Origin of the sequence: Streptomyces deccanensis (genome assembly GCF_022385335.1) — a bacterium.
In the GTDB taxonomy this organism is placed as follows: Bacteria; Actinomycetota; Actinomycetes; order Streptomycetales; family Streptomycetaceae; genus Streptomyces; species Streptomyces deccanensis.
Map to the genome: position 1 here is coordinate 2,464,507 of NZ_CP092431.1, position 25,652 is coordinate 2,490,158.

Consider the following 25,652-nt stretch of genomic DNA (forward strand, 5'->3'; position numbering starts at 1 on the left):
GGGTGCGGCTTGTGGTGCGTTGGCGGGTGCGGGTGCGTGGGGGCTGGTCGCGCAGTTCCCCGCGCCCCTACGGGGCGCTCAGCCCGCGTACGGGTCCGGGACCATGCCCGGTCTGGCCAGGAACTCGAAGTCGCAGCCGGTGTCGGCCTGGGTGATCTGGTCGTTGTAGAGCGCGCCGTAGCCGCGTTCGTAGCGGGTGGGCGGTGGCGTCCACTCGGCGCGGCGGCGCTCCAACTCCTCGTCGTCCACGTTGAGTCGAAGTGTGCGCGCCTCGACGTCGAGGGTGATCGAGTCACCGGTGCGGACGAGGGCGAGGGGGCCGCCGATGTACGACTCCGGCGCGATGTGCAGGACGCAGGCGCCGTAGCTCGTGCCGCTCATCCGGGCGTCGGAGATCCGCACCATGTCCCGGACGCCCTGCTTCAGCAGGTGGTCGGGGATGGGCAGCATCCCGTACTCGGGCATGCCCGGCCCGCCCTTGGGGCCGGAGTTGCGCAGCACCAGCACGCTGTCGGCGGTGATGCCGAGGGACGGGTCGTTGATCGTCCGCTGCATGGTCCGGTAGTCGTCGAAGACGACCGCGGGGCCGGTGTGCTTCAGCAGGTGCGGCTCGGCCGAGATGTGCTTGATGACCGCGCCGTCCGGGCAGAGGTTGCCGCGCAAGACGGCGACCCCGCCCTCGGTGGCGACCGGGTTGTCCCGGGTCCGGATCACGTCGTCGTTGTGGACGAGCGCGCCGTCGAGCTGTTCGCGCATCGTGTCGTACGAGACGGTCGGCCGGTCCAGGTGCAGCAGGTCGGTGATCCGGGACAGGAACCCGGGGAGGCCACCGGCGAAGTGGAAGTCCTCCATCAGGTACGTCCGGCCGCCGGGCCGGACGTTGGCGAGCACCGGGACCGTACGGGCGACGCGGTCGAAGTCGTCGAGGGTGAGCTTGACGCCCGCGCGGCCGGCCATCGCGATGAGGTGGATGACCGCGTTGGTGGAGCCGCCGAGTCCGAGGACGGTGGTGACGGCGTCCTCGAAGGCGTCGGCGGTGAGGATGTCGCTCAACTTCCGGTCCCTGCGGACCAGTTCGACGATACGGAGACCGGCGGCGGCCGCCATGCGGTCATGGCCCGAGTCGACGGCCGGGATGCTGGACGCGCCCGGGACGGTGACCCCGAGGGCCTCGGCGGCGGCGGTCAGCGTGGACGCCGTCCCCATGGTCATGCAGTGGCCCGGCGAACGCGCGAGACCGGACTCCAGCTCGGTCATCTCGCAGTCGCCGATGAGCCCGGCGCGCTTGTCGTCCCAGTACTTCCACATGTCGGTGCCGGAGCCGAGGACCTCGTTGCGCCAGTGCCCCGGCAGCATGGGCCCGGCGGGCACGAACACGGCCGGCAGGTCGACGGAGGCCGCGCCCATGAGCAGCGCGGGCGTCGACTTGTCGCAGCCGCCCATCAGCACGGCCCCGTCGACGGGGTACGAGCGCAGCAGCTCCTCGGTCTCCATCGCGAGCATGTTGCGGTAGAGCATGGGGGTCGGCTTCTGGAAGGTCTCGGAGAGGGTCGAGACCGGGAACTCCAGCGGGAAGCCTCCGGCCTGCCACACCCCTCGCTTGACCGCCTGCGCGCGATCCCGGAGGTGCACATGACAGGGGTTGATGTCCGACCAGGTGTTGAGGATCGCGATGACCGGCTTGCCGAGGTGCTCCTCGGGGAGGTAGCCGAGCTGGCGGGTGCGGGCCCGATGGCTGAAGGAACGCAGGCCGTCGGTGCCGTACCACTGGTGGCTGCGGAGTTCTTCGGGCTTCTTCACACGGAGCTCTTCGGGCTGCGTCGTACGCGGCTCTTCGGGGTGCGTCATGTCGGTCGGCTCGTTCATATCGACCATCCGGCGGCGATGGCCGCGACCTCGGCGCGTTCGTCCTCGGGCAGGTGCCTGCTGGGGGCCCGGACGTCGCGGCGGCAGAGGCCGAGGGAGGCGAGGGCCTCCTTGACGACGGTGACGTTGTTGGCGGAGCCGTTGGCGGCGCGCAGCTCCTCGAAGCGGCGGATCTGCTCCCAGACCTTCATGGCGGCCGGGAAGTCCCCCGATCGAAGCGCTTCGATCATGTTCAGCGAGACGGCCGGGGCGACGTTCACCAGGCCGGAGGTGAAGCCCGTGGCGCCGGCCGAGAAGTAGGAGGGGGCGTACGGCTCGGCGAGCCCGGCCACCCAGACGAAGCGCTCCAGGCCGGCGTCGCGGGCGAAGGCGGCGAAGCGCGCGGCGTCCGGCACGGCGTACTTGACGCCGATCACGTTCGGGCAGTCGTCGGCGAGTTCGGCGAGGCGTTCGCCGGTGAGCTGGGCGTTGCGGATGTAGGGCACGACGCCGAGCTCGGGCACGGCCCGCGCGATCGCCCGGTGGTAGTCGACCCAGCCGCTCTGCGAGACGTACGGGTGCACCGGCTGATGGACCATCACCATCTGCGCGCCGACCTCGCGGGCGTGCTCGGCGGAGGCGATCGCGGTCGGTACGTCGTGCCCGACACCGACCAGGAGCACGGCCCGGTCGCCGACCTCGTCCATGGTCAACTCGGTGACGAGGCGGCGTTCCTCGGGGGTGAGGGCGTAGAACTCACCGGTGTTGCCGTTCGGGGTGAGCGTGGTGATCCCACCGTCGAGCAGCCGACGCAGCAGGGCCCGGTGGGCGCCCTGGTCGACGGTGCCGTCCTCGGCGAACGGAGTCACCGGGATCGCGACCACGTCGGCCAGAGCCGTCCGTTGGGTCTCGAACGTCACGCTGCTCATGGATGACCTTCCTCTGCGAGGAGCTCTTGGAGGCTGTGGGGGCCGGCGGTGCCGGCGCTTCGTGCGGCTCCACCGTGCCTCTGGACTCGGGGCTTACGGGGCCTGTCGGCCCGGCGGTTCCTCGCCGGCCCCCGGGAAGGCCCGCTCGACGAACGAGGCGATGTGCGCGTGGAGGGCGGTGGCCGCGCCGTCGGCGTCGCCGTCCAGGGCGAGCCGCAGGATCTCCCGGTGCTCGGTGGCCTCCCGCTCCCAGGAGGGGTCGGCGGCCCAGGCGACGGCCGAGACCAGGGCGGCCTGGTCGCGCACCTCGTCCAGCATCCGGCCGAGCAGCGGGTTGCCGCACGGCACGTACAGCGCGCGGTGGAACTCCCGGTTGGCCAGCGACCGTTCGGCGGTGTCCGTGGCCTCGTCGGCTCTGGCCAGCGCGTCGCTCGCCGCGTTCCACGAGGCCCCGCGCCGCACCGAGCGCCGCAACGCCTCCGGCTCCAGGAGCAGCCGTACGTCGTAGACCTCGCGCGCCATGTCCGCGTCCACCATGCGCACCGTGACGCCCTTGTACTGGCTCATCACGACGAGCCCGGTCCCGGCCAGCGTCTTCAGGGCCTCGCGCACGGGCGTCTTGGACACCCCGAACTGCGCGGCCAGCTCGGTCTCGACCAGGGCCTGACCGGGCGTCAACTGCCCGGTGAGGATGCGGTGCTTGATCCCCTCCAGCACGAACTGCGTGCGGGACGGGATCGGCGTGGGCACAGAGGTCATGCGCGCCTCTCGCTCTCGGATCTCACATATCGCGTCTCATATATGACGTACGAAGTACGACGCGTTGAAGGTAGGAGGGGGCCCATGTTTCGTCAATGCTTCTGACAGAAGAAGTAGTGCGCGCGGTCACATGATGGGGGTGTCACCCCATTTGACTGTCACCCGATGCGGACGTCACACGGTGTGGGTGTCCCCCACCCGCGCGCTCTCGGTCGGGCCGCCGAAGACCACCGCCGCCCGCCCGGTCGCTCCCTCCGGGGTGAGCGAGGGCCCGACGTGCGTGATCAGCAGCCGGCCGGCGCCCTTGGCGTACGCCCCGGCCTCCTCCGGGGTGAGGTGCACCCGGGGTTCGCCTTCGCGATGCGTGTCGACGTCCGCCTCGCACAGGAACAGGTCGGCGCTGCCCGCGAGGGAACTCAGCGCGTCGCACGGCCCGCTGTCCCCCGAGTACGCGAACACCCGCCCCTGGCACTCGGCGCGCAGCCCGTACGCCTCCACGTCGTGGACGACGGCGCGGGCGGTGAGGGTGAGGTTCCAGTGCCGGGCGGCGTGGCCGTCGTACAGGGGACGGAAGTCGAACACCCCGTTCAGGAAGGTGCTGTCCGGCTTCCCGAGGAACCCCGCGATCCGGGCGGCGCAGTCGCCGGGCGCGTAGACCGGAAGCGGGGCCGGCAGGGTGAGGCCGCCGTAGGCGAACCCGTAGGTCGCGGCCAGCAGGTCCGCGCAGTGGTCCGCGTGCAGATGGGAGATCCAGATCGCCGTGAGCCGGGTGGGGTCCGTGTGCCGCTGCAACTCGGCGAACGTGCCGAAGCCCGCGTCCACCCACACCTCGGCGCCCCCACCGCGCAGCAGATATCCGGAGGCGGGGCGGCCCGGTCCGGGGTGCGGGGAGGCGGTGCCGAGGACGGTGAGGCTCAGGGGCATGCTCGGGAGCGTACGGACGCGGGCGGGGGCGCGTGCCGCGTTTGTGCGTTCTTTCGTGGGTTGCTCATGGTGTTGCTCGTGTGGTGGCCGCTATGGCTTCCACTTGGGATCACGTCCGCTCAGTCCGATCGCCCGGTCGAGCAGCGGCTCGTCGTCCGGGACGGGCACGACCGGGCCGAAGATCTCGCCGCGCGAGGGGTCGTCGACCGACTCCTCGAGGAAGGCGTGCGTCGCGGCGAGGGCCGGCGGATCGGCTTCGTAGGGCTGACCGGTCGCCCGGGCGAGGTCCCAGCCGTGCACGACGAGTTCGTCCGTCGCCACGGCCCCGGCGACGGCCCCCGGCAGCGGCACCCCGCCCGCCCGGGTCTCACCGGTCCACGCGGCCGGGTCCCGCCAGACCTCCGCCAGCTCGTCGAGCACGCGCGGCAGCGCCTCGCGCCAGCCGGGCCCGATGTCGGGCAGCGCCGCCTGCGGGTCGGTGTCCGTCGTGGCCCCCAGCTCCTTGCGGCCCGCGTCCCGGAAGGCGGTGGCGAGCCCGAGCAGATGCCCGAGGAGATGGCGCACCTCGTACGCGGGGCACGGGGTGGGTCCGGAGAGCTGGTCGTCCCGGACGGCCGCGACGAGCCGGGCGACGGTCCGGGTCTGCGGGCCGAGGTCGAGCGGGATCGAACCGTGGTCGGTCATGCGGTACTCCTTCGCCGGGCTTCGTCCTTCGTTTTCGGTAGACCGCCGCCGCCCCGGGAACTCATCGCCCGCGTGCCGCCCACCCTTCCCGGTGACGATTCCTAGGGCATCCGCCCGATCCGCACGCCCGGGCCTTAGAGCCACGCTGACCAGCCATGACACCCAGGAATCCCAAGACCCCCAAGGCTTCCGTGGCATCCACGACATGGGCGGTGCGGCGCGTGCTCCGGGACCGCGACGCGGGGCTGTATCTGGCCGGGGTGGTGGTCTCGGGCCTCGGTTCGTCGGCGATGTGGCTGGTCGCGGGCGTCTGGGTCAAGGACCTCACCGGCTCGGACGCGCTGGCGGCGCTGTGCGCGTTCGCGCTGTGGGCCCCGCTCCTCGCCGGCCCCGTCCTCGGCACGCTCGCGGACCGGGGCCACCGCCGCGCCCTCCTCATCACCACCGACCTCGCCCTGGCCGCCCTCCTCCTCACCCTCTTCACCGTCGACTCCCCGGGCGACCTGTGGCTCCTCTACGCGGTCCTCCTCGTATACGGCGCGGCGGGTGTCGTCCACGACGCGGCGGAGTCGGCCCTCGTCGCCACCGCCGTCACCCCCGCCCTCCTGGGCGACTTCAACGGTCTGCGCATGACGGCGAACGAGGGCATGAAGCTGCTGGCGCCCCTGGCGGGGGCGGGCCTGTACGCGGCGTACGGCGGAGCGACGGTGGCCCTGCTGGACGCGGTGACGTTCGTCGCGGCCGCGGGACTGTACGGGCTGGTGCGGACCCGGGAGCCACACCCCGTCCCCGTCGACCGCCCCGCCCCGGGCCTGCGCACCCGCACGGCGGAAGGTGCCCGCCACCTCCTCACGGACCGGCGCCTGCGGCCCCTGGTCCTGGCCGGCGGCACGACCATGCTGCTCTCCGGCGTGAACGGCTCCCTGATCTTCGCGGTGGTCGAATCCCTCGGCCACTCCCCCGCGTACGCCGGCCTGCTCCACGTGGCCCAGGGCGCCGGTTCCGTCGCCGTCGGCCTGGCCACGGGCGTCCTCCTGCGCCGCCTGGGCGAACGCCGCTTCGCCGCGTACGGGATCGCCCTGACCGGGGTGGCGGTGGCGCTGCGGGCGGTGCCCGACGACACGGTGGCCCTCGTGTGCGGCGCGGCGATCGGCGCCGGGCTGCCGTGCGTCCTCGTGGCCACGCTCACCGCGGTGCAGCGCGGGACGCCACCCCACCTGCTGGGCCGCGCCACGGCCACCGCCCAGACCCTGCTGTTCGCTCCGACGGCGGTGGGCATGGCGATCGGCGCGTCCCTGGTGGGACCGGTCGACCTCCCGGTGCTGTCGGTGACGGTGGGAGCCCTCGCTCTCCTGCCGGCGGCCGCACTGCTGCGCCGGCCCTGAGCCGTGCGTGACCCCGTACGCGCCCCGCCCCGGCTCACCCCACCGCCGTCAGCGCCTCCCGTGCCGCCGTCAGGTCCTGGTCCGAGGCCAGTCCCGCGTGGTACAGCCGGAGTTCCGTCGCGCCCAGTTCCGCCGCGCGGCCCGCGTCCTCGGCCAGGGTGACCGGGCTGCCGCCCATGCCCGACACGATGCCGAAGTTGGCGGCCAGCACGGTGTTCTCCGCGCCGACCTCGGCGAAGGCCGGCAGCAGTCCCGGGCCGCCCGCGCACGGGACGACCACGCCGTCCGCCACGCCGAGGATGTGCGCGGGGTCGACCCCCGGGTTCGCGCCGCAGTGGTACGCCACCGGGTCCGCGTGCAGCAGGATCTGGAACCCGGCGGGCGCGGCGGCCCGTACCGCCTCGACGGTGGTCTCCTGGAGGGAGCGGGCGATCGCGTCGCGCCACGCGCGCGTGGCGGCCGCCGGCTCCGCGCCGAGCAGCTTCTCCACGGCCGGCCAGCCCTCGTCGACGGCCTCGCCCCGCCACAGCGGTTCCAGCGCGGTACGGACGGCGGCCGCGAGTTCCTCGGGGTCCTGGCCGGCTTCGGCGTAACCGGCGCGGCAGGTCCCGCAGAAGCAGAGCGACATCAGGTACTGCCCGGCGTCCCCGAGCCCGACGCCGCCCGTCTTGTCGTGGGCGTGGAGGTGGGAGATCCCGTACCAGCCGAGCGACTCCAGTTCCGTGCCGCGGGCGCCCGGCCGGACCGCCGCCTCCACGGCCAGGTCGACGAGGTACTCCCGGGACGCCTCCTGCGCGACGCACGGGGCCCACGGGTACCGGTCGCCGTAGGCGTTGACCACGGAGGTCGAGGGGTGCTCGGCGCCGAGCCGGGAGTTGTGGGCGAGGACGACCCAGGTGTGCACCTCCAGGCCGGCGTGCGCGAGGGCCGTCGCCGCCTCGCCGAACGCGTCGCCCGGCGCCCATTGCCCCGCCGGGTACGGCCGCAGCGTACGGCCCTCCCAGCGCACCCCCGGCGGATACAGCACGGCCGCGTGCTCGGCGGTGACGATGCGCTGCCGGGGGTGGCGGGGGGTGAGCGCGCGGGTGGAGTGGTACGCGGAGGCGAGCGTCACCTGACTGACGCCCAGCCCCGCGATGCGTTCCGCGGCGGCCGGGTCCCCGTTGACGTCCCACGGGTAGACGAACGTCGACGCCTTCACTGGCCCTCCTGGCACTCTTCCAGCAGCGCGTGTCCGCGCTCGATCAACTGACCCAACTGCTTGACGTGTTCCTCGGCCGGCTCGTGCAGCGGCGGCCGTACCCCGCCCACGTCCAGTCCCCGTAGCCGTACCCCGGCCTTGACCAGTGACACGGCATAACCCCGGCCCTTGGCGCGGAGTTCGACGAAGGGCCGGTAGAACCCGTCGAGCAGTTGCTCCACGATCGCACGGTCACCGGCTTCGAGCGCCCGGTGGAAGGCGAGGGCGATCTCCGGGACGAAGCAGAAGACGGCCGACGAGTACAGGGGGACCCCGACGCCCCGGTACGCGGGCTGGGTCAGCTCGGCGGTCGGCAGGCCGTTGAAGTAGAGGAAGTCGCCGGCGGCCGGGGCCTCGGCGCGTACCGCGCTCACGATCCGCGTCATCAGGTCGAGGTCGCCGACGCCGTCCTTGAGGCCGACGATCCCTTCCGTGCGGGCCAGTTCGACGACGGTCTCCGGGGTGAGGACCGCGTTGTCGCGCTGGTAGACGACGACCGGGAGGGAGGTCGCGGCGGCCAGTTCCCGGTAGTGGCGCAGCAGCCCTTCCTGGGCGGCCACGACGAGGTACGGCGGCAGGGCGAGCAGGCCGTCGGCGCCCGCCTCCTCGGCGAGGCGCGCGTAGCGCACGGCGAGGGCGGTGCCGTAGCCCGCGCCGGCCACCACGGGCACCCGGCCAGCCGTCTCCGCGACGGCGGCCCGGACGCAACTCTGGAACTCCTCGGGCGTGAGCGCGTGGAACTCGCCGGTGCCGCAGGCGACGAAGACGGCGGCCGCACCGGCGTCGACGCCTTGGCGGACGTGCGCGCGACAGACGTCGAGGTCGACGCCGCCGTCCGGGCCGTACGCCGTGACGGGGAAGAACAGCGGTCCGGTGGGGATCCTGAGCCGGGCGGCGAGAGGGGCTGACGTCACGGGCTCTCCCAAGTCCATGTCGCTGATCAGTGTTTACATTTCTGAACAGCAGCACGCTAAGCCGCCTCCTTGCGGCCGGTCAAGCCGGGTAACCCGCACCGCACCAGCGATTTCGCGACGCGGCGTCACACTTGACGCACGGGGCCCACGCTCCCTAGCGTGTCCATGAATGTGAATACCGGACGCCCATGTGCACGGTTGGCGATGCAAGGAGACCCGAGGATGCCCGCTCCCCGCACCGTTCTGCTCACCGGCGCCGCCGGTGGACTCGGCACCCTGATGCGGGAGCTCCTCCCGGCGTACGGCTACGAGCTGCGCCTCCTCGATGTGCGCCCCGTGGAGGGCGAGCCGGACGCGATCGCCGCCGATCTCGCCGACAAGGAGGCCCTGCGCGAGGCCGTGCGGGGCGTCGACGCGATCATCCACCTCGCGGGCATCTCCCTGGAAGCCCCCTTCGAGAAGATCCTCAAGGCGAACATCGAGGGGACGTACAACCTGTACGAGGCCGCCCGTGAGGAGGGCGTGCCCCGGATCGTCTTCGCCTCCTCCAACCACGCGGTCGGCTTCACCCCGAGGCCGCAGGGCGACGACCCCCTCATCCCGGTCGACGTCCCCCACCGCCCCGACACCTTCTACGGCCTGTCCAAGTCCTTCGGCGAGGACCTGGCCCAGTTCTACTGGGACAAGCACGGCCTGGAGACGGTCTCGGTCCGCATCGGCTCCTGCTTCCCCGAGCCGACCAGCGTGCGCATGCTCTCGCTCTGGATGAGCCCGGCCGACGGCGCCCGCCTCCTCCACGCGGCCCTGACCGCCGAGCACGTCGGCCACACCGTCGTCTACGGCTCCTCCGCCAACACCCGCCTGTGGTGGGACCTCTCCACGGCCCGCGCCCTCGGCTACGAGCCGCAGGACGACTCCGAGCCGTACGCCGAGAAGCTGCTCGCCGAACAGGGCGAGCTGGACCCCGGGAACGAGGCCCACGCCAACCTGGGCGGCCACTTCGTGAGCGACCCGCCGATCTGGCCGTACTGACCGCGCCGGAGCGGACCCAAGGGTTCGTGCGTCGTACGGGAAACGAGGGCCGTGCGGCGCACGGAAGGAGCGGGCGGGCACCGAACGGGCCCGCCCGCTCCCGTATGCGGGCACGCCCGTTGCCCGATCCCCCCTCCGCCCCAGGTCCGCGACGGGCCCCGGCCGCCTGAAACGGTCAGGGACGGGCAGCATCGGACGCGCAACAGGCCTGGTCGGCGCCGCGCACCCGCTGTAGAACTTCCTCCAAGGCCCGCAGCGGGCCCGAACGGGCAGCAGCACGGCGAGGCGAGGGAGAGCGGGTGTCGGCCATGAGCGCGGAGGAGAGGCAGCGCGAGATCGTCAGGGCCGCCCGCCGCACGGGCGCGGTCGACGTCGCCGACCTCGCCGTCGCCCTGGGCGTCGCCAAGGAGACCGTACGGCGCGATCTGCGCGCCCTGGAGGACCACGGGCTGGTCCGCAGGACGCACGGCGGCGCGTACCCCGTGGAGAGCGCCGGCTTCGAGACGACGCTCGCCTTCCGCGCCACCAGCCACGTGCCCGAGAAACGCCGGATCGCCGCCGCGGCGGCGGAACTGCTGGGCGACGCCGAGACCGTCTTCGTCGACGAGGGCTTCACCCCGCAGCTCATCGCCGAGGCGCTCCCCCGGGACCGGCCGCTGACCGTGGTCACCGCCTCACTCGCCACGGCGGGCGCCCTCGCCGAGGCCGGCAACACCACCGTGCTGCTGCTCGGCGGCCGGGTACGCCCCGGCACCCTCGCCACCGTGGACCACTGGACGACGAGGATGCTGGCCGGTTTCGTCATCGACCTGGCGTACATCGGCGCCAACGGCATCACCCGCGAACACGGCCTCACCACCCCCGACCCGGCCGTCAGCGAGGTCAAGGCCCAGGCGATCCGCGCTTCCCGGCGCACGGTCTTCGCGGGCGTCCACACCAAGTTCGGCGCGGTCAGCTTCTGCCGGTTCGCCGAGGTCGGCGACCTGGACGCGATCGTCACCAGCACGCTGCTGCCGACGGCTGAGGCCCACCGGTACTCGCTGCTGGGGCCCCAGGTCGTCCGCGTCTGACACCACCGACTCCCTCCCCTTCCTACTTCACCCCACCCCACCCCACTCCACCTCCCCCTTGCTTCGAAGAGACCTATTTCTCCCCATACGTCCAGGAGCGATCCATGCGAATCCCGAGCCGACGGAGGCCGCGCGCACTCGCCGCGGTCGCCGCAGGGACGCTGCTCGCCCCGCTTCTCTCCGGCTGCTGGACCGGGGCGGGCGGGGCGGGGTCCGGCGGCGACGCCATCAACGTCCTGATGGTCAACAACCCCCAGATGCAGGAGCTGCAGAAGCTCACCGCCGCGCACTTCACCAAGGAAACCGGCATCGAGGTGAACTTCACCGTGCTGCCGGAGAACGACGTCCGCGACAAGATCAGCCAGGACTTCGCCAACCAGGCGGGCCAGTACGACGTGGCCACGCTCAGCAACTACGAGATCCCCATCTACGCCCGCAACGGCTGGCTGGAGGAGCTGGACCCCTACGTCGCGAAGGACCCGGCCTTCGACCAGCAGGACATCCTGAAGCCGATGCGCCAGTCCCTGACGGGCGACGACGGCAAGCTCTACGGAGAACCGTTCTACGGCGAGTCGTCCTTCCTGATGTACCGCAAGGACGTCTTCGCCGAGCAGGGCCTCACCATGCCCGACCGCCCCACCTGGCGACAGGTCGCCGACCTCGCCGCGAAGGCCGACGGGGCCGAGGACGGCATGAAGGGCATCTGTCTGCGCGGACTGCCCGGCTGGGGCGAGGTCATGGCACCCCTCACCACCGTCGTGAACACCTTCGGCGGCACCTGGTTCGACAAGGACTGGAAGGCACGGCTGAACTCCCCCGAGTTCGAGCGGGCCACCAGGTTCTACGTCGACCTCGTACGCGAACACGGCGAATCCGGCGCCGCCCAGGCCGGCTTCGCCGAGTGCCTCAACAACATGACCCAGGGCAAGGTCGCCATGTGGTACGACGCCACGTCCGCCGCCGGTTCCCTGGAGGCGGCCGACTCACCGGTGAAGGGCAAGGTCGGCTACGTACCGGCGCCGGTCGAGAGGACCGAGTCCTCCGGCTGGCTCTACACCTGGGCCTGGGGGATCCAGGCGGCCTCCCGGAACCCGGACAAGGCCTGGAAGTTCGTCTCCTGGGCGTCGAGCAAGGAGTACGAGGAACTGGTCGGCGACGAGATCGGCTGGTCGAACGTACCCGCCGGCAAGCGGGAGTCCACGTACGCGAACCCCGACTACCGCGAGGAGGCAGCCGCCTTCCAGGAGATGACCCGCGAGGCCATCGAGGGCGCCCGGCCCACCGACCCCGGCGTGCAGCCGCGCCCCGCGCCCGGCATCCAGTTCGTCGGCATCCCCGAGTTCACCGACCTCGGCACCAAGGTCTCCCTGGAGATCAGCGCGGCCATCGCCGGACGCCAGTCCGTCGCGTCGGCCCTGAGGAAGTCGCAGGAGCTCGCCGAGCAGATCTCCGAGGAGTACGAGGGACGATGACCGCGACCACGACAGCGCCGAGGGCGGCGACCCCCGTACGCATCCAGGGCACACCGAACGCCCGGCTGCGCGCCTGGGCGACCCGCGCCCCGCTCCTGCCCGCCCTGATCTTCATGATCGCCGTGACCCAACTCCCGTTCGTGGCGACGCTGGTGATCTCCTTCTTCGACTGGAACTCCCTCTACCCCGACGCCCGCGCCTTCGCCGGTTTCGCCAACTACAGCGAGGTCCTCACCGACCCCGACCTGCGCCGCTCGGTGTGGACGACGATCCTGCTGACGGTCGCCGTGGTCCTCGCCAGCCTGGTCCTCGGCCTGGGGCTCGCCCTGCTCCTCGACCGTAGATTCCGCGGCCGGGGCATCGTCCGCACGCTCCTCATCGCCCCCTTCCTGGTGGTCCCGGTGGCGGCGGCCCTGCTCTGGAAGCACGTCCTCTACAACCCCGAATACGGCCTGTTCAACGGCCTGTTGCACTACGTCGGCGGCCCCCAGCCGGACTGGATCTCCGACACCCCGCTGCTCGCGGTCGAGGCCTCCCTGGTGTGGCAGTGGACGCCGTTCATGATGCTGATCCTGCTGGCGGGACTGCAGTCCAGGGACCAGCAGCAGATCGAGGCGGCCCGGGTCGACGGCGCGAGCGACTGGCAGATCTTCCGTCATCTGACGCTCCCGCACCTGCGCCGCTACCTGGAACTGGGCGCGCTGCTGGGCTCGATCTACATCGTCCAGAACTTCGACGCGGTCTTCACGATCACGTCGGGCGGCCTGGGCACCGCGAACCTGCCGTACACCGTCTACCAGACCTTCTACCAGGCCCACGAGAACGGCCTCGCCTCGGCCGCCGGCGTCCTGGTCGTCATCGGCTCCATCATCATCGCGACGTTCGCCCTGCGCGTGGTGTCGTCGCTGTTCCGCGAGGAGGTGGGCCGCTCATGAGGCCGACTGCCGTGAAACACAAGGGAATCGGCCTGGGCGTGGCGGCCTGGCTGCTCGGTCTCCTCTTCTTCCTGCCCATCGCCTGGATGGTGCTGACCTCGCTGCACTCGGAGCCGGACGCGGCGACCAACCCCCCGTCCTGGGCGGCTTCCCTGACCCTCGACGGCTACCGCGAGTTCTTCGGCGTGGGCGGCGGGGCCAGCCCCTGGCCCGCCCTGATCAACTCGACGGTGGCGTCCCTGGCGTCGACCCTTCTCGTCCTCCTCCTCGCCTTCCCGGCGGCGTACGCGCTGTCGATCCGGCCGGTGAAGAAGTGGACGGACGTCCTGTTCTTCTTCCTCTCCACGAAGATGCTGCCGGTGGTGGCGGGCCTGCTCCCCCTCTACCTCTTCGCCAAGAACACGGGCCTGTTGGACAACATCTGGCTGCTGGTCGTCCTCTACACCTCCATGAACCTGCCGATCGCCGTCTGGATGATGCAGTCCTTCCTGGCGGAGGTCCCGGTCGCGGTGATCGAGGCCGCGCACCTGGACGGCGCCCGGCTGCCGACCGTCCTGGCCCGCGTGGTGGCGCCCATCGCGGCCCCGGGGATCGCCGCGACGGCTCTGATCTGCTTCATCTTCAGCTGGAACGAGTTGTTGTTCGCGAGGGTGCTGACGGGTGTGGTCGCCGAGACGGCGCCCGTCTTCCTGACCGGCTTCATCACCAGCCAGGGCCTGTTCCTGGCCAAGGTGTGCGCCGCGTCGCTCGTCATCTCCCTGCCGGTGCTCGCCGCGGGGTTCGCCGCCCAGGACAAGCTGGTCCAGGGCCTCTCCTTGGGAGCCGTCAAATGAAGGCCGCCGTCATCGAGTCCGTGGGCAAGGCCGTCGTCGCCGAGGTCCCGGACCCGACACCGGGCCCCCGCGAGGTCGTCGTCGAGGTCGCCGCGTGCGGTCTGTGCGGCACCGATCTGCACATCCTCCAGGGCGAGTTCGCCCCGAAGCTGCCGATCGTGCCCGGCCACGAGTTCGCGGGCGAGGTGGTCGGCGTCGGCGGCCGGGTCACCGAACTGTCCGTCGGCGACCGGGTGGCCGTCGACCCGTCCCTGTACTGCCACGAGTGTCGCTACTGCCGTACCGGCCACAACAACCTCTGTGAGCGGTGGGCCGCGATCGGGGTCACCACGGCCGGGGGCGCGGCCCAGTACGCGGTGGCGCCGGTGGCGAACTGCGTGCGGCTCCCGGAGCACGTCCGCACGCAGGACGCGGCGCTCGTGGAACCGCTGTCCTGCGCGGTACGCGGCTACGACATCCTGCGCGCCCGCCTCGGCGCGCACGTCCTCATCTACGGCTCGGGCACGATGGGGCTGATGATGCTGGAACTCGCGAAGCGGACGGGCGCGGCGAGCGTGGACGTGGTCGACGTGAACCCCGCCCGGCTGGAGACGGCGCGGCAGCTGGGCGTCTCGGGGGCGGCGGCGGGGCCCGACGAACTGGACCGGCCCCAGGGCTGGGACGTGGTGATCGACGCGACGGGCAACGCCGCCGCGATCCAGGACGGCCTGGACCGCGTGGCCAAGGCGGGCACCTTCCTCCAGTTCGGAGTGGCCGACTACGCGACCCGGGTCACCATCAACCCCTACCGCATCTACAACCAGGAGATCACCATCACGGGCTCCATGGCCGTCCTGCACAGCTTCGAACGCGCGGCGGAACTCTTCGCGAACGGCGCCCTGGACCCGGACGTCTTCATCAGCGACCGGGTGCCGCTGGAGCGCTATCCCCAGGCTCTGGAACAGTTCGCGGCGGGGGTGGGCAGGAAGATCGTCGTGGTGCCGTAGGGCCTGGGTGCCGGGGAGCGGCCACGGGCGCCGGGCGCGCCGTCGGGCGACCGAAATTCGCTGGGCCGTCGCCCGCTGCCGCCCCTACCCTCAGCGACATGCCACGCCCCAGCGGGTTCACCTACACCGAGCACTCCGACACCACCGTGACGATCGACCACCACGGCCGCGCGGCCACGACACTGCGCGGCCCCCGAGCTGCCCGGTTCCTCGCCGAGGTCGCGGCGGGCGACCCACAGCTGGTCATGGCCCGCTGGACCGGGAACTACCGACGGGGCAACGAACGCACGGCCCGGGAGCACCCCCGCAACCGCCGCTGACCCGAACGGCCGACCGGCACGCCTGGGTAAGGGAACGGTAAAGCGGCTCGAATCGTTCTCCCGGCATGACCGCTATGACCCCCGGCTCGAACATCCCGCTGCCCGTCACCCGCGTCGCGGTGGACGTCGCCGCGCCCGTGCGGCTCGACGTCTCGGGCCTGCTGCTCACCCCCGACGGCAAGGTCCGCTCGGACGACGACTTCATCTTCTACAACCAGCCGAGCGGCCCGGGCGTGACGTACCGCTCCGGCGGCGGCACGACCCCCGACTCGATCACGGTGGACACCACGGCCGTCCCCCCGGGCATCGAGAAGATCGTCGTCACGGCCAGCCCCGACGCGGCCGGCCAGACCTTCCAGGGCGTCGAACCGACGGCCACGATCCGTGACGCGGCGAACGGCGCGGTGATCGCCACGTTCACCCCGCCGCAGCTGGGCACGGAGACGGCCCTGGTGATCGTGGAGGTCTATCTGCGCAACGGCGCCTGGAAGGCCCGCGCGGTGGGCCAGGGGTACGCGAACGGCCTCGCCGGCATCGCGACGGACTTCGGCGTCACCGTGGAGGAACCCGCCCCGGCCCCGGCGCAGCCCGTCGCCCCGGCCATGCAGACCCCGGCCGCCCCGCCCGTCGACCCCCGCGTCGCCGCCGCGCCTCCGCCCCCCGCGGCCCCTCCGGCCCCGCCCGCTCCCGGCGCCGGGAAGATCAACCTGGACAAGGGCCGCGTCAGCCTCCAGAAGAACCAGACGGTCTCCCTGGTCAAGGGCGGCCGCCCGCTGCTCTCCCAGGTCAAGATGGGCCTCGGCTGGGAGCCGGCGTACCGGGGCAAGGACATCGACCTGGACGCGTCGGTCATCGCGTACGGCCCCCAGCGCAACCACATCGACAGCTGCTACTTCGGCAAGCTGTCCATCGTCAACGGCGCGATCAAGCACTCCGGCGACAACCTCACGGGCGAGGGCGGCGGCGACGACGAGGTGATCGCGGTCGACCTCGGCCGGCTCCCCCAGGACGTCACCGGGCTGGTCTTCACCGTCAACTCCTTCTCCGGCCAGAAGTTCACCGAGGTCGCCAAGGCCTACTGCCGTCTGCTCGACGCCGCGACCGGCGAGGAACTGGTCCGCTTCGACCTCACCAACGCCGAGGCCCAGACCGGCGTGATGATGGCCAAGCTGATCAAGCAGTTCTCCGGCGAGTGGGAGATGACCGCGATGGGCGACTTCGTGAAGTCCCGCACCGTCAGGGGGATGGTGAAGCCGGCGGCCCAGGCCCTCTGACACAGACATCGCCGGGCGCCCCACTCAGGAGGGCGCCCGGCTCAAGAACGCGGCCGACTCAAGAACGCGGCCGGCTCAGAAGGGCGCCGTCACTGGATCACACCGCTGTACGCGTTCAGTGCCGGCTGTCCGCCGAGGTGGGCGTAGAGGACGGTGGAGTCCGGGGCGATCTCACCGCGTTCGATCAGGTCGACCATGCCTGCCATGGACTTGCCCTCGTAGACGGGGTCGGTGACCATGCCCTCGGTGCGTGCCGCGAGCTGCATGGCGACGAGGGTGGCGTCGTCCGGGACACCGTAGATCCCGGCGTGGTAGCGCTCGTCCAGCTCGACGTCGTCGACGGTCAACTCCCGCTTGAGACCGATGAGTTGCCCGGTGTTGTGGGCGATCCGCGCGACCTGTTCACGGGTGGTGGCCGGCTTGGCCGAGGCGTCGATGCCGATCACCCGGCGCGTTCGCCCGCCCGCCTCCTCCAGCGCGGCGAAACCGGCGACCATGCCGGCCTGCGTCGAGCCGGTCACCGAGCACACGATCACCGTGTCGAAGAAGACGCCCAACTCCTGCTCCTGTTCGGCGACTTCGTACGCCCAGCCGGCGAAGCCCAGGCCGCCGAGCGGGTGGTCGGAGGCGCCGGCCGGGATGGCGTACGGCTTGCCGCCGCTCTCCTCGACCTCCCTGAGCGCCAGCTCCCAGCTCTCCTTGAAGCCGATGCCGAAGCCGGCCCGGACGAGCCGTACGTCGGCGCCGGCCAGCCGGCTGATCAGGATGTTGCCGACCTTGTCGTAGACGGCGTCCGGCCAGTCGACCCAACTCTCCTGCACCAGCACGCACTTGAGCCCGGCGCGGGCGGCGACGGCGGCGACCTGGCGGGTGTGGTTGGACTGCACACCGCCGATGGAGACGAGGGTGTCGCAGCCCTGCGCGAGCGCGTCGGCGACCAGGTACTCCAGCTTGCGGGTCTTGTTGCCGCCGTACGCGATACCGGAGTTGCAGTCCTCCCGCTTGGCCCAGACGGCGGCCCCGCCCAGGTGGGCCGTCAGGCGCTCCAGGGGGTGCACCGGCGAGGGCCCGAAGAGGAGCGGATAGCGCGCGAACGAAGACAGGGACACGGGTCCTCCCGGGGTGAAGTGGGGCAGGCGGTACGTGGTGGGGTGGGGTGTGGCCGAGGTACGACGTTCAGTGGTCGATGTCCTCGGCCAGCTCGTCGACGAGTGCCGCGAGGCCCCGCCAGATCTCCGCCGTCACGCGGACCGCCTCGTCCGTGTCGCCGCCCGCGCAGGCCTCGATCAGCTGGTCGTGCAGGCCGGCCGAGCGGCAGTTGCCGCCCTCGCCGAAGCGCCGGCGCTCCAGGCGGCGGATGAGCGGGGTGTAGCGGGCGATGGTGGCGGCGGCCGCGCGGTTGCCACTGACCCGGACGAGGACGTCGTGGAGTTCGTCGTCGGCGACGAGGGCGGCGTCCACGTCGCCGGTGCGGACGGCCGCCGCGAACCGCTTGTTGGCCGAGCGCATCGTCTCGACGTCCGCCGCGAACAACCGGGGCACCGCGATCCGGGTGGCCAGCTCGTGCATGGCCCCGACCACGGCCGCCGCGTCCCGCACATCGGCGGCCACGACGGCCGTGACCCGCGTGTAGCTCTGCGGCTTGGTCTCCAGCAGCCCCTCGTCGACCAGCCGGGAGAACGCCTCCCGCACCGGCGCCCGGGACAGCCCCAGCAACTCCGCGAGCTCGGCGTCGCGCACCACCGCACCGGGCTCGATCTCCCCGGCCACGATGGCGTCCCGGATGGCTTGGTAGGCACGGTCCCTGAGAAGGGTGCGCCCGACCGGTCGTATGGCCTCCACGGACTGAAATGTTAGATGTCAGTGTGAAGTTCAGACAAGGGGGCAGAAGCGTTGCACTCCCCAGCCATGGGACAGCCGCTTGCTTCATCCTCCTGCCGCCAGCGGCTACAGGATGCAGCCGCAAGAAGCTGTGGAGGACGCTCCAGAGGCGGATTCCAGCAGTAGGTATCCCGTTGGAGCTACACGAAGAATGTCGCTCTCTGGCTGGCACGCGGCCGTTCCGCGTACCAGCCGTTACCTGGCGCCTAGCACAAGGCCGTTGACCACGAACAAGCCAGAGGGAGATGCCAGTACACCATAAACGCTTTTGACACCAATCGACTCAACGGTCTTCACTCTGTCCAAGGCCACAGCTTCGTCATAGCCATGCATATCGCTGCACGCCGGAGCTACGTGGCCGACCAGCTGAGCCAGTCGCTGCAACTTGCGAGCTTTGCATCCGATACGAAGCTCCAAAAGACCGGCAAGACGGACCAGCGCTGTCGCCCGCGAGACTTCGACGATGCAGATTGGGCGACGACTCTCAATCCGATAGCCATTGATGGAATGATTCGCGCTGCGTCGCCGTTCGACGACAGTGAACCGACTGGCAACGCCGAGGCGCAACAAGGCATTGAAAACCTGAGTCGCCAACTCTGGCGATACTGTGGCGTACTCGACGGAACCATGCGCCGTACCTCGCGGATTGATCCTCTCTCGCACACAGCCATCGGTGTCGATGAGCCCCGATAGACATCCGAGCCAGAAATCACGGCTAAACGCATCAGAGGGCAAAGACTTCCGGTCGCACCGCTGGCCCCACACGCCGTAGCGACGAAGGCATTCAGTCATGGGGTTCCGATACCCTGACCTGAACGGGAATCGCATGCGCACGATCGAACCATTCGAGGTTTCACGCACACCGCATCCATGCTCAGAGGCAAAGTCCCGCATGAACGCTGCGGCTCCGTCACACGGGTCACCGTGGAACTCAGGAGTACACGAAGTCATTCCACCATCGCCGAGCATCGCTCCAACGAAGTATCCTTCGCGAGCATCTCCCTCGTTTCCGAAGTAAGCAGCAGTCAACGGAAGCGGTACCCGGTCTCCAGTAGCCAGAGCGTCAGTCCGCTTCCATTCCCATGCCTGACGCCCCTTTCGCCGCTGTGTCACCCACGGCTGATCACCGCTCACTTCGATGATGCGTCCAGATACGAATCTGATGCTGTATGCCTCGCGCAGAACGCTACCGGACCAAGTACTCGGCACGACACTGATAAGTTCGCCGACCGAATGGTCACGTGACCCTTGATTGGCTCCGTACCGAACTGGCCTGGTATCCCACTCCTTGTTGTACGACAACACAGGAAGACGTTTCGCGACCACTTCCTCGATCGGTCTTGCCGAGCCATCCGGAAGCCACACGCGAGAACCTTCGGCAATGCCGCCCCGAAGTTCCTTATCCATGATCCTCTCCGTCTCGAACGGCCATCAGTACGATGCCCAAACGCTAGGTCGAGACGGAGGGGTGCTCAGGGTCTTCGATCAGAGCCACTCGATCGGGGGACCCGACGCCACTACCGCTTCTGCCGCTTCCAGGGACCGGTGATCGCGAGCAGGATTCCCGGGGCCTGGATGTTGGCGTAGAGGGTCTTTCCGTCGGGCGAGAAGGTGACGCCGGCGAACTCGCTGTATTCCGGCTCCTCCTCGGTGCCGATGTTCAGGTCGTTGCGCGCGATCGGGTACGTACGGCCACTGTCGGTGGCGCCGAACAGGTGCGAGACGCCCTCACCGTCCTCGGCGAGGACGATGCCGCCGTACGGGGAGACGGTGATGTTGTCCGGGCCGTCGAGGGCGCCGTCGGCGGACGGGTCCGGGTTGACGCCGAGGAGGACCTTCAGGGTGAGGGTGCGGCGCTTGGGGTCGTAGAACCAGACCTGGCCGTCGTGCGCGGCACCGGGGCTCTCGGCCCGGGCGTACGAGGAGACGAGGTACGCGCCGCCGTCGCCCCACCACATGCCCTCCAGCTTGCGGGCGCGGGTGATCTCGGTGTCGGTGAACTGCTTGCGCACGGCGACGGTCCTGGCGTCGCGGTCGGGGACGTCGATCCAGTCGACGCCGTACACCGTGCCGATCCGCGTGGCGCGGGACAGGTCGTCGACGAACCGGCCGCCGGAGTCGTAGCAGCGGGGGGCCTGGAGGACGCCCGCGTCGTCGGCGAGGGTACGGAACTTCCCGGGGCCGTAGGTGAATCCCTTGGGCGGGGTCCAGCGGAAGAAGAGGCCGTTGGGGGCCGCCGCGTCCTCGGTGAGGTAGGCGTGGCCGCGCTTGGGGTCGATGACGACGGCCTCGTGGTCGTAGCGGCCGAAGAACTTCAGCGGCTTCGGGGCGCGGTTGGCGCGGCGGTCGCAGGGGTCGACCTCGAAGACGTAGCCGTGGTCCTTGGTCATGCCGTTGACGCCGGCCCGGTCGGAGTTCTCCTCGCAGGTGAGCCAGGTGTTCCAGGGGGTGCTGCCGCCCGCGCAGTTGGTGGAGGTGCCCGCGATGCCGACCCACTCGGCGACGCGTCCGTCCGGCCGGACCTCGACCACGGTGCAGCCGCCGGCGGCCGCCGGGTCGTAGACGAGGCCCTCGGTGAGCGGCACCGGGAACTCCCAGTTGGCCCGGGGGCCCTTCAGTTCGTGGTTGTTGACGAGGAGGGTGGTGCCGCGGGGGCCGGGGAAGGCGGCGGTGCCGTCGTGCTTGCCCGGAGTGAACTCGCCCGACTCCAGCTTGGTCTTCCCGCTGCGGGTGAGGATCCGGTAGGTGAAGCCGGCGGGCAGGGCGAGGATGCCGTCGGGGTCCGGCACGAGGGGGCCGTAGCCGACGCCGCGGTGGCGGTCCGCGCCGCGCTCGGTGCCGTCCGCCTCGGAGTCCGGCGCGGTGTCCGTGTCCGTGTCCGTCGACGCGAGGGCGTTCGGCGCGGTGGCGAGGGCGGCCACGCTGCCGGCCAGGGCGACACCGGTTGTGGTGGCCGCGGATCGTCTGGCGAAGTCCCTACGGGTGAGCGACATGCTGTCTCCTGCGTGGCGTGGGCTGACCGTGGGGGGCGGACCCTGACTGTCGCGCCACACGATCGCGCTCCCGCCTGAACATGGGCTGAACGCGCCGTGACTCGGGGGTGCCTGTGGGGGGACGGGTGCGGCGGGGGGTGCGGGTGCGTGGGGGGCCCAGTGACTCGGGGGTGCGCGTGCATTGGCGGCCGCGGGCCGGTGGGGCTTCTCGCGCAGTTCCCCGCGCCCCTGAAAAGCAGGGGCTGCGCCCCGTGCTTTTCAGGCCCGCGGGGCCGTGGTCTTTCAGGCCCGCAGGGGCCTGTTCTTTTAGGGGCGCGGGGAACTGCGCGAGAAGCCCCACGCACCCGCACCCGCCCACGCACCCCAATCCCCCGTGCTACTAGGCGCACCCCGAGCCATCAAGCCCCCGGCCCCATCTGCGACCGAGCCTTGAACGCCGCCTTGCGGGCCTCCTTCGCCACCTTCTTGTCGGGGTGGATCCTCCCCATCGCCTCCAGCACATCCGGCGTGGCAGGGTGATCCACCCGCCACGCCGCAGCGAAGAACGACCCGTGCTGCGCCGCCAACCCCTCCACCAGCGCCCGCAACTCCGCAGAGTTCCCCTCCGCCGCGAGCTGCGCGGCAACCGTGTCGATGGTGAGCCAGAAGACCATCGCCTCCGACGGCGCGGGCACATCCCCGGCACCACGCTCGGTCAGCCACACCCGGGCGAGCCCACCCAGCTCGGGGTCGTCCAGGACGTCCCGGAGGGCCGGCTCCGCCACCGCCCCCACCAGGGACAGCGCCTGCTGACAGCGCAGCCGCCGCAGCGGCGCCCCCGGGTCGGACCCACGCGCCGCGGCCAGCAGCTCCCGCGCCGCGTCGAGCGACTCACGACGGGCGAGCCACTGCTCGGTCTCGGCCTGGGCCGCCCCCGGCGGGAACCCGGCGGTGCCGTCGAGGAGTACGTCCGCACCCTTGTCGACGAGGTCCCCCACGGCGGGCGCGACCACGCCGGCCTCCTGGAGCCGCGCCCGCACCCCGTACAGCCCCAGCGGGGTGAGCCGGACCATGCCGTACCGGGTGACATCGGTGTCGTCGACGGCAGGCGCCCCCGACCCCTCGGCGGCGGCCGCGGCCTCCTCCGCGTCCGTCATCAGCGCCTCGTCCACCGGCTGGTACTCCACCAGCCCGATCGGCTCCAGCACCCGGAACTGGTCGTCGAGCCGCATCATCGCGTCCGAGACCTGTTCCAGGACGTCGTTGGTGGGCTCTCCCATGTCGTCGGGGACGATCATCGACGCGGCGAGGGCGGGCAGCGGCACCGGCCCGTCGGGGCCGTCCTCGTTGACGGTGAGGAGGTACAGGTTGCCGAGCACCCCGTCGAGGAACGCGGCCTCCGCCTCGGGGTCCCAATCCAGCTCGGAGAAGTCGATCTCGCCGCCGGCGTCCATGGCCTCGACGAGGCCGTCGAGGTCGGGCACGCTCGCGTCGGCGAGGGTGGTCTCCAGGGCGGTCAGCCAGATGCCGAGCACGTCCTGCGGTCCGCCCGAGGTGAGGAGCGCGAGGTCCTCCCCCACGGCGACCGTCCCGGCCTCCTCGTCCACGATCTCGACGAGCCCGGTGTCCACGGCCACGCGCCACGCCTCACTGGCGAGGGCCGCCACGTCGTCGCCACCGACACCGTCGCCCCCGTCAGCCCCGTCGACACCCTCGGCGCCGGTGAGCCCGAGCGCCTCGGCGGCCGCGGGCAGTTGCTCCTCGACGAGTTCGCCCCCGGCGCCCACCCGCGTGTCCGGGCCGGCCCAGCGGGCGAGCCGCGCGGCGCGCGAGAGCAGCGGCGTGGCGAGAGCCTCCCGCGCCAGCTCCGCTTCGGGGAGGAGCCGCACCGGCGGCAGTGGCGAGCTGTCTGACATCGGCGGGGATCTCCTCGGGACATCGGAACGTCGGAACGTCGGTACGTCGGTACAGATTCGGAACAGCAGAACATCGGCACAGATGGCGACGTACGACGGCGAGCGGTTCGGGGCCGCCGAGGGACGTCGCCCATGAGCGATACGCGTACGTGTACGCAGCCGCTCAGCCTAGACGGATTTGGACCCATGCCGCCCGGTTCATGTACCTGCCAGGAGTCGGGTGTGGCTGAAACCTTGACAACTGGCCTGAGCAGGCAGGAGATTGACGCGCGTAGAAACTCACGGGTAGCTCTGGGCGGATTCCAGGGCCGCCCACGGAGGCGACCGTCCGGGCCCACCGGACCCCGTCGGTGCCCGTCGGAGTTCTACGCGCGTCGCACCGCCCCACCGGTCGCAGGCCACCCCCCGTCCACTCTCGTCCCGGCGCTCACGTACGTCCCCGGAGGGATCCCCTTGCCGAGCAAGAGAACCGCGCGCATCGGCGCGCTGACCGTCGCCACCATCTGCTCCACGGTGTCCGCCGTGGTCCTGACCTCGCCCGCCGAGGCGGACTCCATACGCATCCACGACATCCAGGGCACGACCCGGACGTCCCCGCTCGCCGGTCAGCAGGTGACCGGGGTGGAGGGGATCGTCACGGGCGTCCGCACCTACGGTTCGCGCGGCTTCTGGATCCAGGACACCAAGGCGGACGCCGACCCGGCCACGAGCGAGGGCGTCTTCGTCTTCACCAGCTCCCGGCCGACCGTTTCCGTGGGCGACGCGGTGACGGTCGCGGGCACGGTCTCCGAGTTCGTGCCGGGCGGCACTTCGTCCGGAAACCAGTCCGTGACGCAGATCACCCGCCCGACGATCACCGTGGTCTCCACGGGCAACGCCGTCCCGGCCGCGACCGTCGTGAACGCCAGGACGGTGCCGAGCCGGTACGCCCCGACCGGCGACACCGCCGTCGGCGGCTCGGTCAACGGTCTGAAGCTCGCCCCGGCCACGTACGCCCTGGACTTCTACGAGTCCCTGGAGGGCATGAACGTCCAGGTCTCCGACGCCCGCGTGGTGGGCGCCACCGACCCGTTCACCGAGCTGTGGGTCACGGTGAAGCCCCGGGAGAACGCCAACCGCCGCGGCGGCACGGTGTACGGCTCCTACACCTCGCAGAACACCGGCCGTATCCAGATCCAGTCGCTCGGCGCGGTCGCCGACTTCCCGAAGGCGAACGTCGGCGACGCCCTGAAGGGCACGACGGCGGGCCCGCTGGACTACAACCAGTTCGGTGGCTACACGCTCGTCGCCAATCAGCTCGGCACCCTGGAACAGGGCGGTCTCGAGCGCGAGACGACCCGCAAGCAGGGACGCGGCGAGCTGGCGGTCGCCACGTACAACGTCGAGAACCTGGACCCCTCGGACGCCACCTTCGCGGACCACGCGGCGGCGATCGTGCACAACCTCCAGTCGCCCGACATCGTGACCCTGGAGGAGATCCAGGACAACAACGGCGCCACCAACGACGGTACGGTCGCCGCCGACCAGACGGTGAAGAAGCTGGTCGAGGCCATCGCGGCGGCCGGCGGGCCGACGTACGACTGGCGGTCCATCGACCCGGTGAACCTCGCGGACGGCGGCGAGCCGGGCGGCAACATCCGCCAGGTCTTCCTGTTCAACCCCGAGCGGGTCTCCTTCACCGACCGCGCGGGCGGCGACGCCACGACCGCCGTCGGGGTGACGAAGGCGTACGGCAAGGCGCGCCTGACGGTCTCCCCCGGCCGTATCGACCCGGCGAACGCCGCCTGGACGAACAGCCGCAAGCCGCTCGTCGGCGAGTTCTCCTTCCGCGGCAAGTCCGTCTTCGTGATCGCGAACCACTTCGCGTCCAAGGGTGGCGACCAGTCGCTGCACTCGGAGTTCCAGCCGCCGAAGCGGAGCTCGGAGACCCAGCGCCACCTCCAGGCGACCGCCGTGAACACCTTCGTCAAGGAGATCCTGGCGAAGGACAAGAACGCGGACGTCATCACCCTCGGCGACATCAACGACTTCGAGTTCTCCAAGACCACCGAGCTGCTGGAGGACGACGGCGCCCTGTGGTCGGCGGTCAAGTCGCTGCCGAGGAGCGAGCGTTACTCCTACGTCTTCCAGGGCAACACGCAGGTCCTCGACCAGATCCTGATCAGCCCCTCGATCCGGCGCTCGTGCGAGTTCACGTACGACAGCGTGCACACCAACGCGGAGTTCAACGACCAGATCAGCGACCACGACCCGCAGGTGCTGCGCTTCAAGCCGTAACGGC

At 71.0% G+C, this 25,652-nt stretch carries 22 protein-coding genes; 10 read left to right on the plus strand and 12 right to left on the minus strand.

Annotated elements, in window-relative coordinates; genetic code table 11:
• Window positions 1-78: 78 nt before the first annotated feature.
• The 5 genes from araD to L3078_RS11020 all read right to left on the minus strand — a co-directional run bounded on the left by araD (window position 79) and on the right by L3078_RS11020 (window position 5,141).
• Entirely contained in the window at window positions 79-1,848 is a 1,770-nt protein-coding gene (gene araD, locus L3078_RS11000; RefSeq protein ID WP_239760273.1) for an L-arabinonate dehydratase, read from the minus strand.
• A gap of 14 nt (window positions 1,849-1,862) precedes the next feature.
• A complete protein-coding gene (locus tag L3078_RS11005) occupies window positions 1,863-2,774 on the minus strand; it encodes a dihydrodipicolinate synthase family protein (RefSeq protein WP_239753249.1) in 912 nt (303 codons plus the stop codon).
• A 93-nt stretch (window positions 2,775-2,867) separates the two neighbouring features.
• Window positions 2,868-3,533, minus strand: a complete 666-nt coding sequence (locus L3078_RS11010; protein WP_239753250.1) for a GntR family transcriptional regulator — start codon at window positions 3,531-3,533, stop codon at window positions 2,868-2,870.
• A gap of 174 nt (window positions 3,534-3,707) precedes the next feature.
• On the minus strand, window positions 3,708-4,457 hold the full coding sequence (locus tag L3078_RS11015; protein WP_239753252.1) for an MBL fold metallo-hydrolase: 750 nt from the start codon (window positions 4,455-4,457) through the stop codon (window positions 3,708-3,710).
• 90 nt (window positions 4,458-4,547) lie between these two features.
• The gene (locus L3078_RS11020) at window positions 4,548-5,141 is read right to left on the minus strand and encodes a TIGR03086 family metal-binding protein (RefSeq protein WP_239753254.1); all 594 of its coding nucleotides are present in this window, start codon (window positions 5,139-5,141) and stop codon (window positions 4,548-4,550) included.
• 155 nt (window positions 5,142-5,296) lie between these two features.
• Between L3078_RS11020 and L3078_RS11025 the strand changes: the two genes are divergently transcribed.
• Window positions 5,297-6,526: an MFS transporter gene (locus tag L3078_RS11025; protein WP_239753255.1), complete on the plus strand. Its 1,230-nt coding sequence runs from the start codon at window positions 5,297-5,299 to the stop codon at window positions 6,524-6,526.
• Window positions 6,527-6,560: 34 nt separating this feature from the next.
• Here the strand turns inward: L3078_RS11025 and L3078_RS11030 are convergent, their stop codons facing one another.
• Both L3078_RS11030 and L3078_RS11035 read right to left on the minus strand, forming a co-directional pair.
• The gene (locus L3078_RS11030; RefSeq protein WP_239753256.1) at window positions 6,561-7,727 is read right to left on the minus strand and encodes a hypothetical protein; all 1,167 of its coding nucleotides are present in this window, start codon (window positions 7,725-7,727) and stop codon (window positions 6,561-6,563) included.
• Window positions 7,724-8,698, minus strand: a complete 975-nt coding sequence (locus L3078_RS11035; protein WP_239753257.1) for a 5-dehydro-4-deoxyglucarate dehydratase — start codon at window positions 8,696-8,698, stop codon at window positions 7,724-7,726. Before L3078_RS11035 ends, L3078_RS11030 begins: the two co-directional genes overlap by 4 nt.
• A 204-nt stretch (window positions 8,699-8,902) precedes the next feature.
• On the opposite strand from L3078_RS11035, the gene L3078_RS11040 reads away from it, so the two are divergent.
• From L3078_RS11040 to L3078_RS11075, 8 genes are all read left to right on the plus strand, one after another.
• Window positions 8,903-9,712 (plus strand): NAD-dependent epimerase/dehydratase family protein, encoded by an 810-nt coding sequence (locus L3078_RS11040; protein WP_239753258.1) that lies wholly within the window; start codon window positions 8,903-8,905, stop codon window positions 9,710-9,712.
• Window positions 9,713-10,020: 308 nt separating this feature from the next.
• Entirely contained in the window at window positions 10,021-10,782 is a 762-nt protein-coding gene (locus L3078_RS11045; protein ID WP_239760274.1) for a DeoR/GlpR family DNA-binding transcription regulator, read from the plus strand.
• Between the two features lie 104 nt (window positions 10,783-10,886).
• Window positions 10,887-12,254: an ABC transporter substrate-binding protein gene (locus L3078_RS11050; protein ID WP_239753259.1), complete on the plus strand. Its 1,368-nt coding sequence runs from the start codon at window positions 10,887-10,889 to the stop codon at window positions 12,252-12,254.
• The gene (locus tag L3078_RS11055) at window positions 12,251-13,189 is read left to right on the plus strand and encodes a carbohydrate ABC transporter permease (protein WP_239753261.1); all 939 of its coding nucleotides are present in this window, start codon (window positions 12,251-12,253) and stop codon (window positions 13,187-13,189) included. Before L3078_RS11050 ends, L3078_RS11055 begins: the two co-directional genes overlap by 4 nt.
• On the plus strand, window positions 13,186-14,022 hold the full coding sequence (locus L3078_RS11060) for a carbohydrate ABC transporter permease (RefSeq protein WP_239753263.1): 837 nt from the start codon (window positions 13,186-13,188) through the stop codon (window positions 14,020-14,022). The genes L3078_RS11055 and L3078_RS11060 overlap by 4 nt, the downstream gene beginning before the upstream one ends.
• Window positions 14,019-15,008, plus strand: a complete 990-nt coding sequence (locus tag L3078_RS11065) for a zinc-dependent alcohol dehydrogenase family protein (protein WP_239753265.1) — start codon at window positions 14,019-14,021, stop codon at window positions 15,006-15,008. The genes L3078_RS11060 and L3078_RS11065 overlap by 4 nt, the downstream gene beginning before the upstream one ends.
• 98 nt (window positions 15,009-15,106) lie before the next feature.
• Window positions 15,107-15,328 (plus strand): hypothetical protein, encoded by a 222-nt coding sequence (locus tag L3078_RS11070; RefSeq protein WP_239753266.1) that lies wholly within the window; start codon window positions 15,107-15,109, stop codon window positions 15,326-15,328.
• Between the two features lie 74 nt (window positions 15,329-15,402).
• Window positions 15,403-16,602 carry a TerD family protein gene (locus tag L3078_RS11075; protein WP_239760275.1) on the plus strand — a complete coding sequence of 400 codons (1,200 nt, stop codon included), beginning with the start codon at window positions 15,403-15,405 and terminating at the stop codon, window positions 16,600-16,602.
• A gap of 89 nt (window positions 16,603-16,691) precedes the next feature.
• On the opposite strand, the gene L3078_RS11080 is transcribed toward L3078_RS11075, so the two are convergent.
• The 5 genes from L3078_RS11080 to L3078_RS11100 form a co-directional block, all read right to left on the minus strand.
• Window positions 16,692-17,711: a 1-aminocyclopropane-1-carboxylate deaminase gene (locus tag L3078_RS11080; protein WP_239753268.1), complete on the minus strand. Its 1,020-nt coding sequence runs from the start codon at window positions 17,709-17,711 to the stop codon at window positions 16,692-16,694.
• Window positions 17,712-17,778: 67 nt separating this feature from the next.
• Window positions 17,779-18,444 carry a GntR family transcriptional regulator gene (locus L3078_RS11085; protein WP_239753270.1) on the minus strand — a complete coding sequence of 222 codons (666 nt, stop codon included), beginning with the start codon at window positions 18,442-18,444 and terminating at the stop codon, window positions 17,779-17,781.
• A gap of 234 nt (window positions 18,445-18,678) precedes the next feature.
• Entirely contained in the window at window positions 18,679-19,890 is a 1,212-nt protein-coding gene (locus L3078_RS44915; RefSeq protein WP_420864050.1) for an LAGLIDADG family homing endonuclease, read from the minus strand.
• A gap of 110 nt (window positions 19,891-20,000) precedes the next feature.
• Window positions 20,001-21,476, minus strand: a complete 1,476-nt coding sequence (locus tag L3078_RS11095) for an alkaline phosphatase PhoX (RefSeq protein ID WP_239753273.1) — start codon at window positions 21,474-21,476, stop codon at window positions 20,001-20,003.
• Between the two features lie 398 nt (window positions 21,477-21,874).
• On the minus strand, window positions 21,875-23,371 hold the full coding sequence (locus tag L3078_RS11100) for a hypothetical protein (protein WP_239753275.1): 1,497 nt from the start codon (window positions 23,369-23,371) through the stop codon (window positions 21,875-21,877).
• A 453-nt stretch (window positions 23,372-23,824) separates the two neighbouring features.
• On the opposite strand from L3078_RS11100, the gene L3078_RS11105 reads away from it, so the two are divergent.
• On the plus strand, window positions 23,825-25,648 hold the full coding sequence (locus tag L3078_RS11105; RefSeq protein WP_239753276.1) for an endonuclease/exonuclease/phosphatase family protein: 1,824 nt from the start codon (window positions 23,825-23,827) through the stop codon (window positions 25,646-25,648).
• The last annotated feature ends 4 nt before the right edge of the window (window positions 25,649-25,652 follow it).

Excerpts from the sequence above, each read along its gene's own strand:
- L3078_RS11055 (WP_239753261.1), top strand. The coding sequence starts at position 12,251 with ATGACCGCGACCACGACAGCGCCGAGGGCGGCGACCCCCGTACGCATC.
- L3078_RS11025 (WP_239753255.1), top strand. The coding sequence starts at position 5,297 with ATGACACCCAGGAATCCCAAGACCCCCAAGGCTTCCGTGGCATCCACG.
- L3078_RS44915 (WP_420864050.1), bottom strand. The coding sequence starts at position 19,890 with ATGGATAAGGAACTTCGGGGCGGCATTGCCGAAGGTTCTCGCGTGTGG.
- L3078_RS11015 (WP_239753252.1), bottom strand. The coding sequence starts at position 4,457 with ATGCCCCTGAGCCTCACCGTCCTCGGCACCGCCTCCCCGCACCCCGGA.
- L3078_RS11010 (WP_239753250.1), bottom strand. The coding sequence starts at position 3,533 with ATGACCTCTGTGCCCACGCCGATCCCGTCCCGCACGCAGTTCGTGCTG.
- araD (WP_239760273.1), bottom strand. The coding sequence starts at position 1,848 with ATGACGCACCCCGAAGAGCCGCGTACGACGCAGCCCGAAGAGCTCCGT.
- L3078_RS11075 (WP_239760275.1), top strand. The coding sequence starts at position 15,403 with ATGACCCCCGGCTCGAACATCCCGCTGCCCGTCACCCGCGTCGCGGTG.
- L3078_RS11005 (WP_239753249.1), bottom strand. The coding sequence starts at position 2,774 with ATGAGCAGCGTGACGTTCGAGACCCAACGGACGGCTCTGGCCGACGTG.
- L3078_RS11095 (WP_239753273.1), bottom strand. The coding sequence starts at position 21,476 with ATGTCGCTCACCCGTAGGGACTTCGCCAGACGATCCGCGGCCACCACA.
- L3078_RS11045 (WP_239760274.1), top strand. The coding sequence starts at position 10,021 with ATGAGCGCGGAGGAGAGGCAGCGCGAGATCGTCAGGGCCGCCCGCCGC.
- L3078_RS11040 (WP_239753258.1), top strand. The coding sequence starts at position 8,903 with ATGCCCGCTCCCCGCACCGTTCTGCTCACCGGCGCCGCCGGTGGACTC.
- L3078_RS11065 (WP_239753265.1), top strand. The coding sequence starts at position 14,019 with ATGAAGGCCGCCGTCATCGAGTCCGTGGGCAAGGCCGTCGTCGCCGAG.
- L3078_RS11100 (WP_239753275.1), bottom strand. The coding sequence starts at position 23,371 with ATGTCAGACAGCTCGCCACTGCCGCCGGTGCGGCTCCTCCCCGAAGCG.
- L3078_RS11035 (WP_239753257.1), bottom strand. The coding sequence starts at position 8,698 with ATGGACTTGGGAGAGCCCGTGACGTCAGCCCCTCTCGCCGCCCGGCTC.
- L3078_RS11050 (WP_239753259.1), top strand. The coding sequence starts at position 10,887 with ATGCGAATCCCGAGCCGACGGAGGCCGCGCGCACTCGCCGCGGTCGCC.
- L3078_RS11020 (WP_239753254.1), bottom strand. The coding sequence starts at position 5,141 with ATGACCGACCACGGTTCGATCCCGCTCGACCTCGGCCCGCAGACCCGG.
- L3078_RS11070 (WP_239753266.1), top strand. The coding sequence starts at position 15,107 with ATGCCACGCCCCAGCGGGTTCACCTACACCGAGCACTCCGACACCACC.
- L3078_RS11060 (WP_239753263.1), top strand. The coding sequence starts at position 13,186 with ATGAGGCCGACTGCCGTGAAACACAAGGGAATCGGCCTGGGCGTGGCG.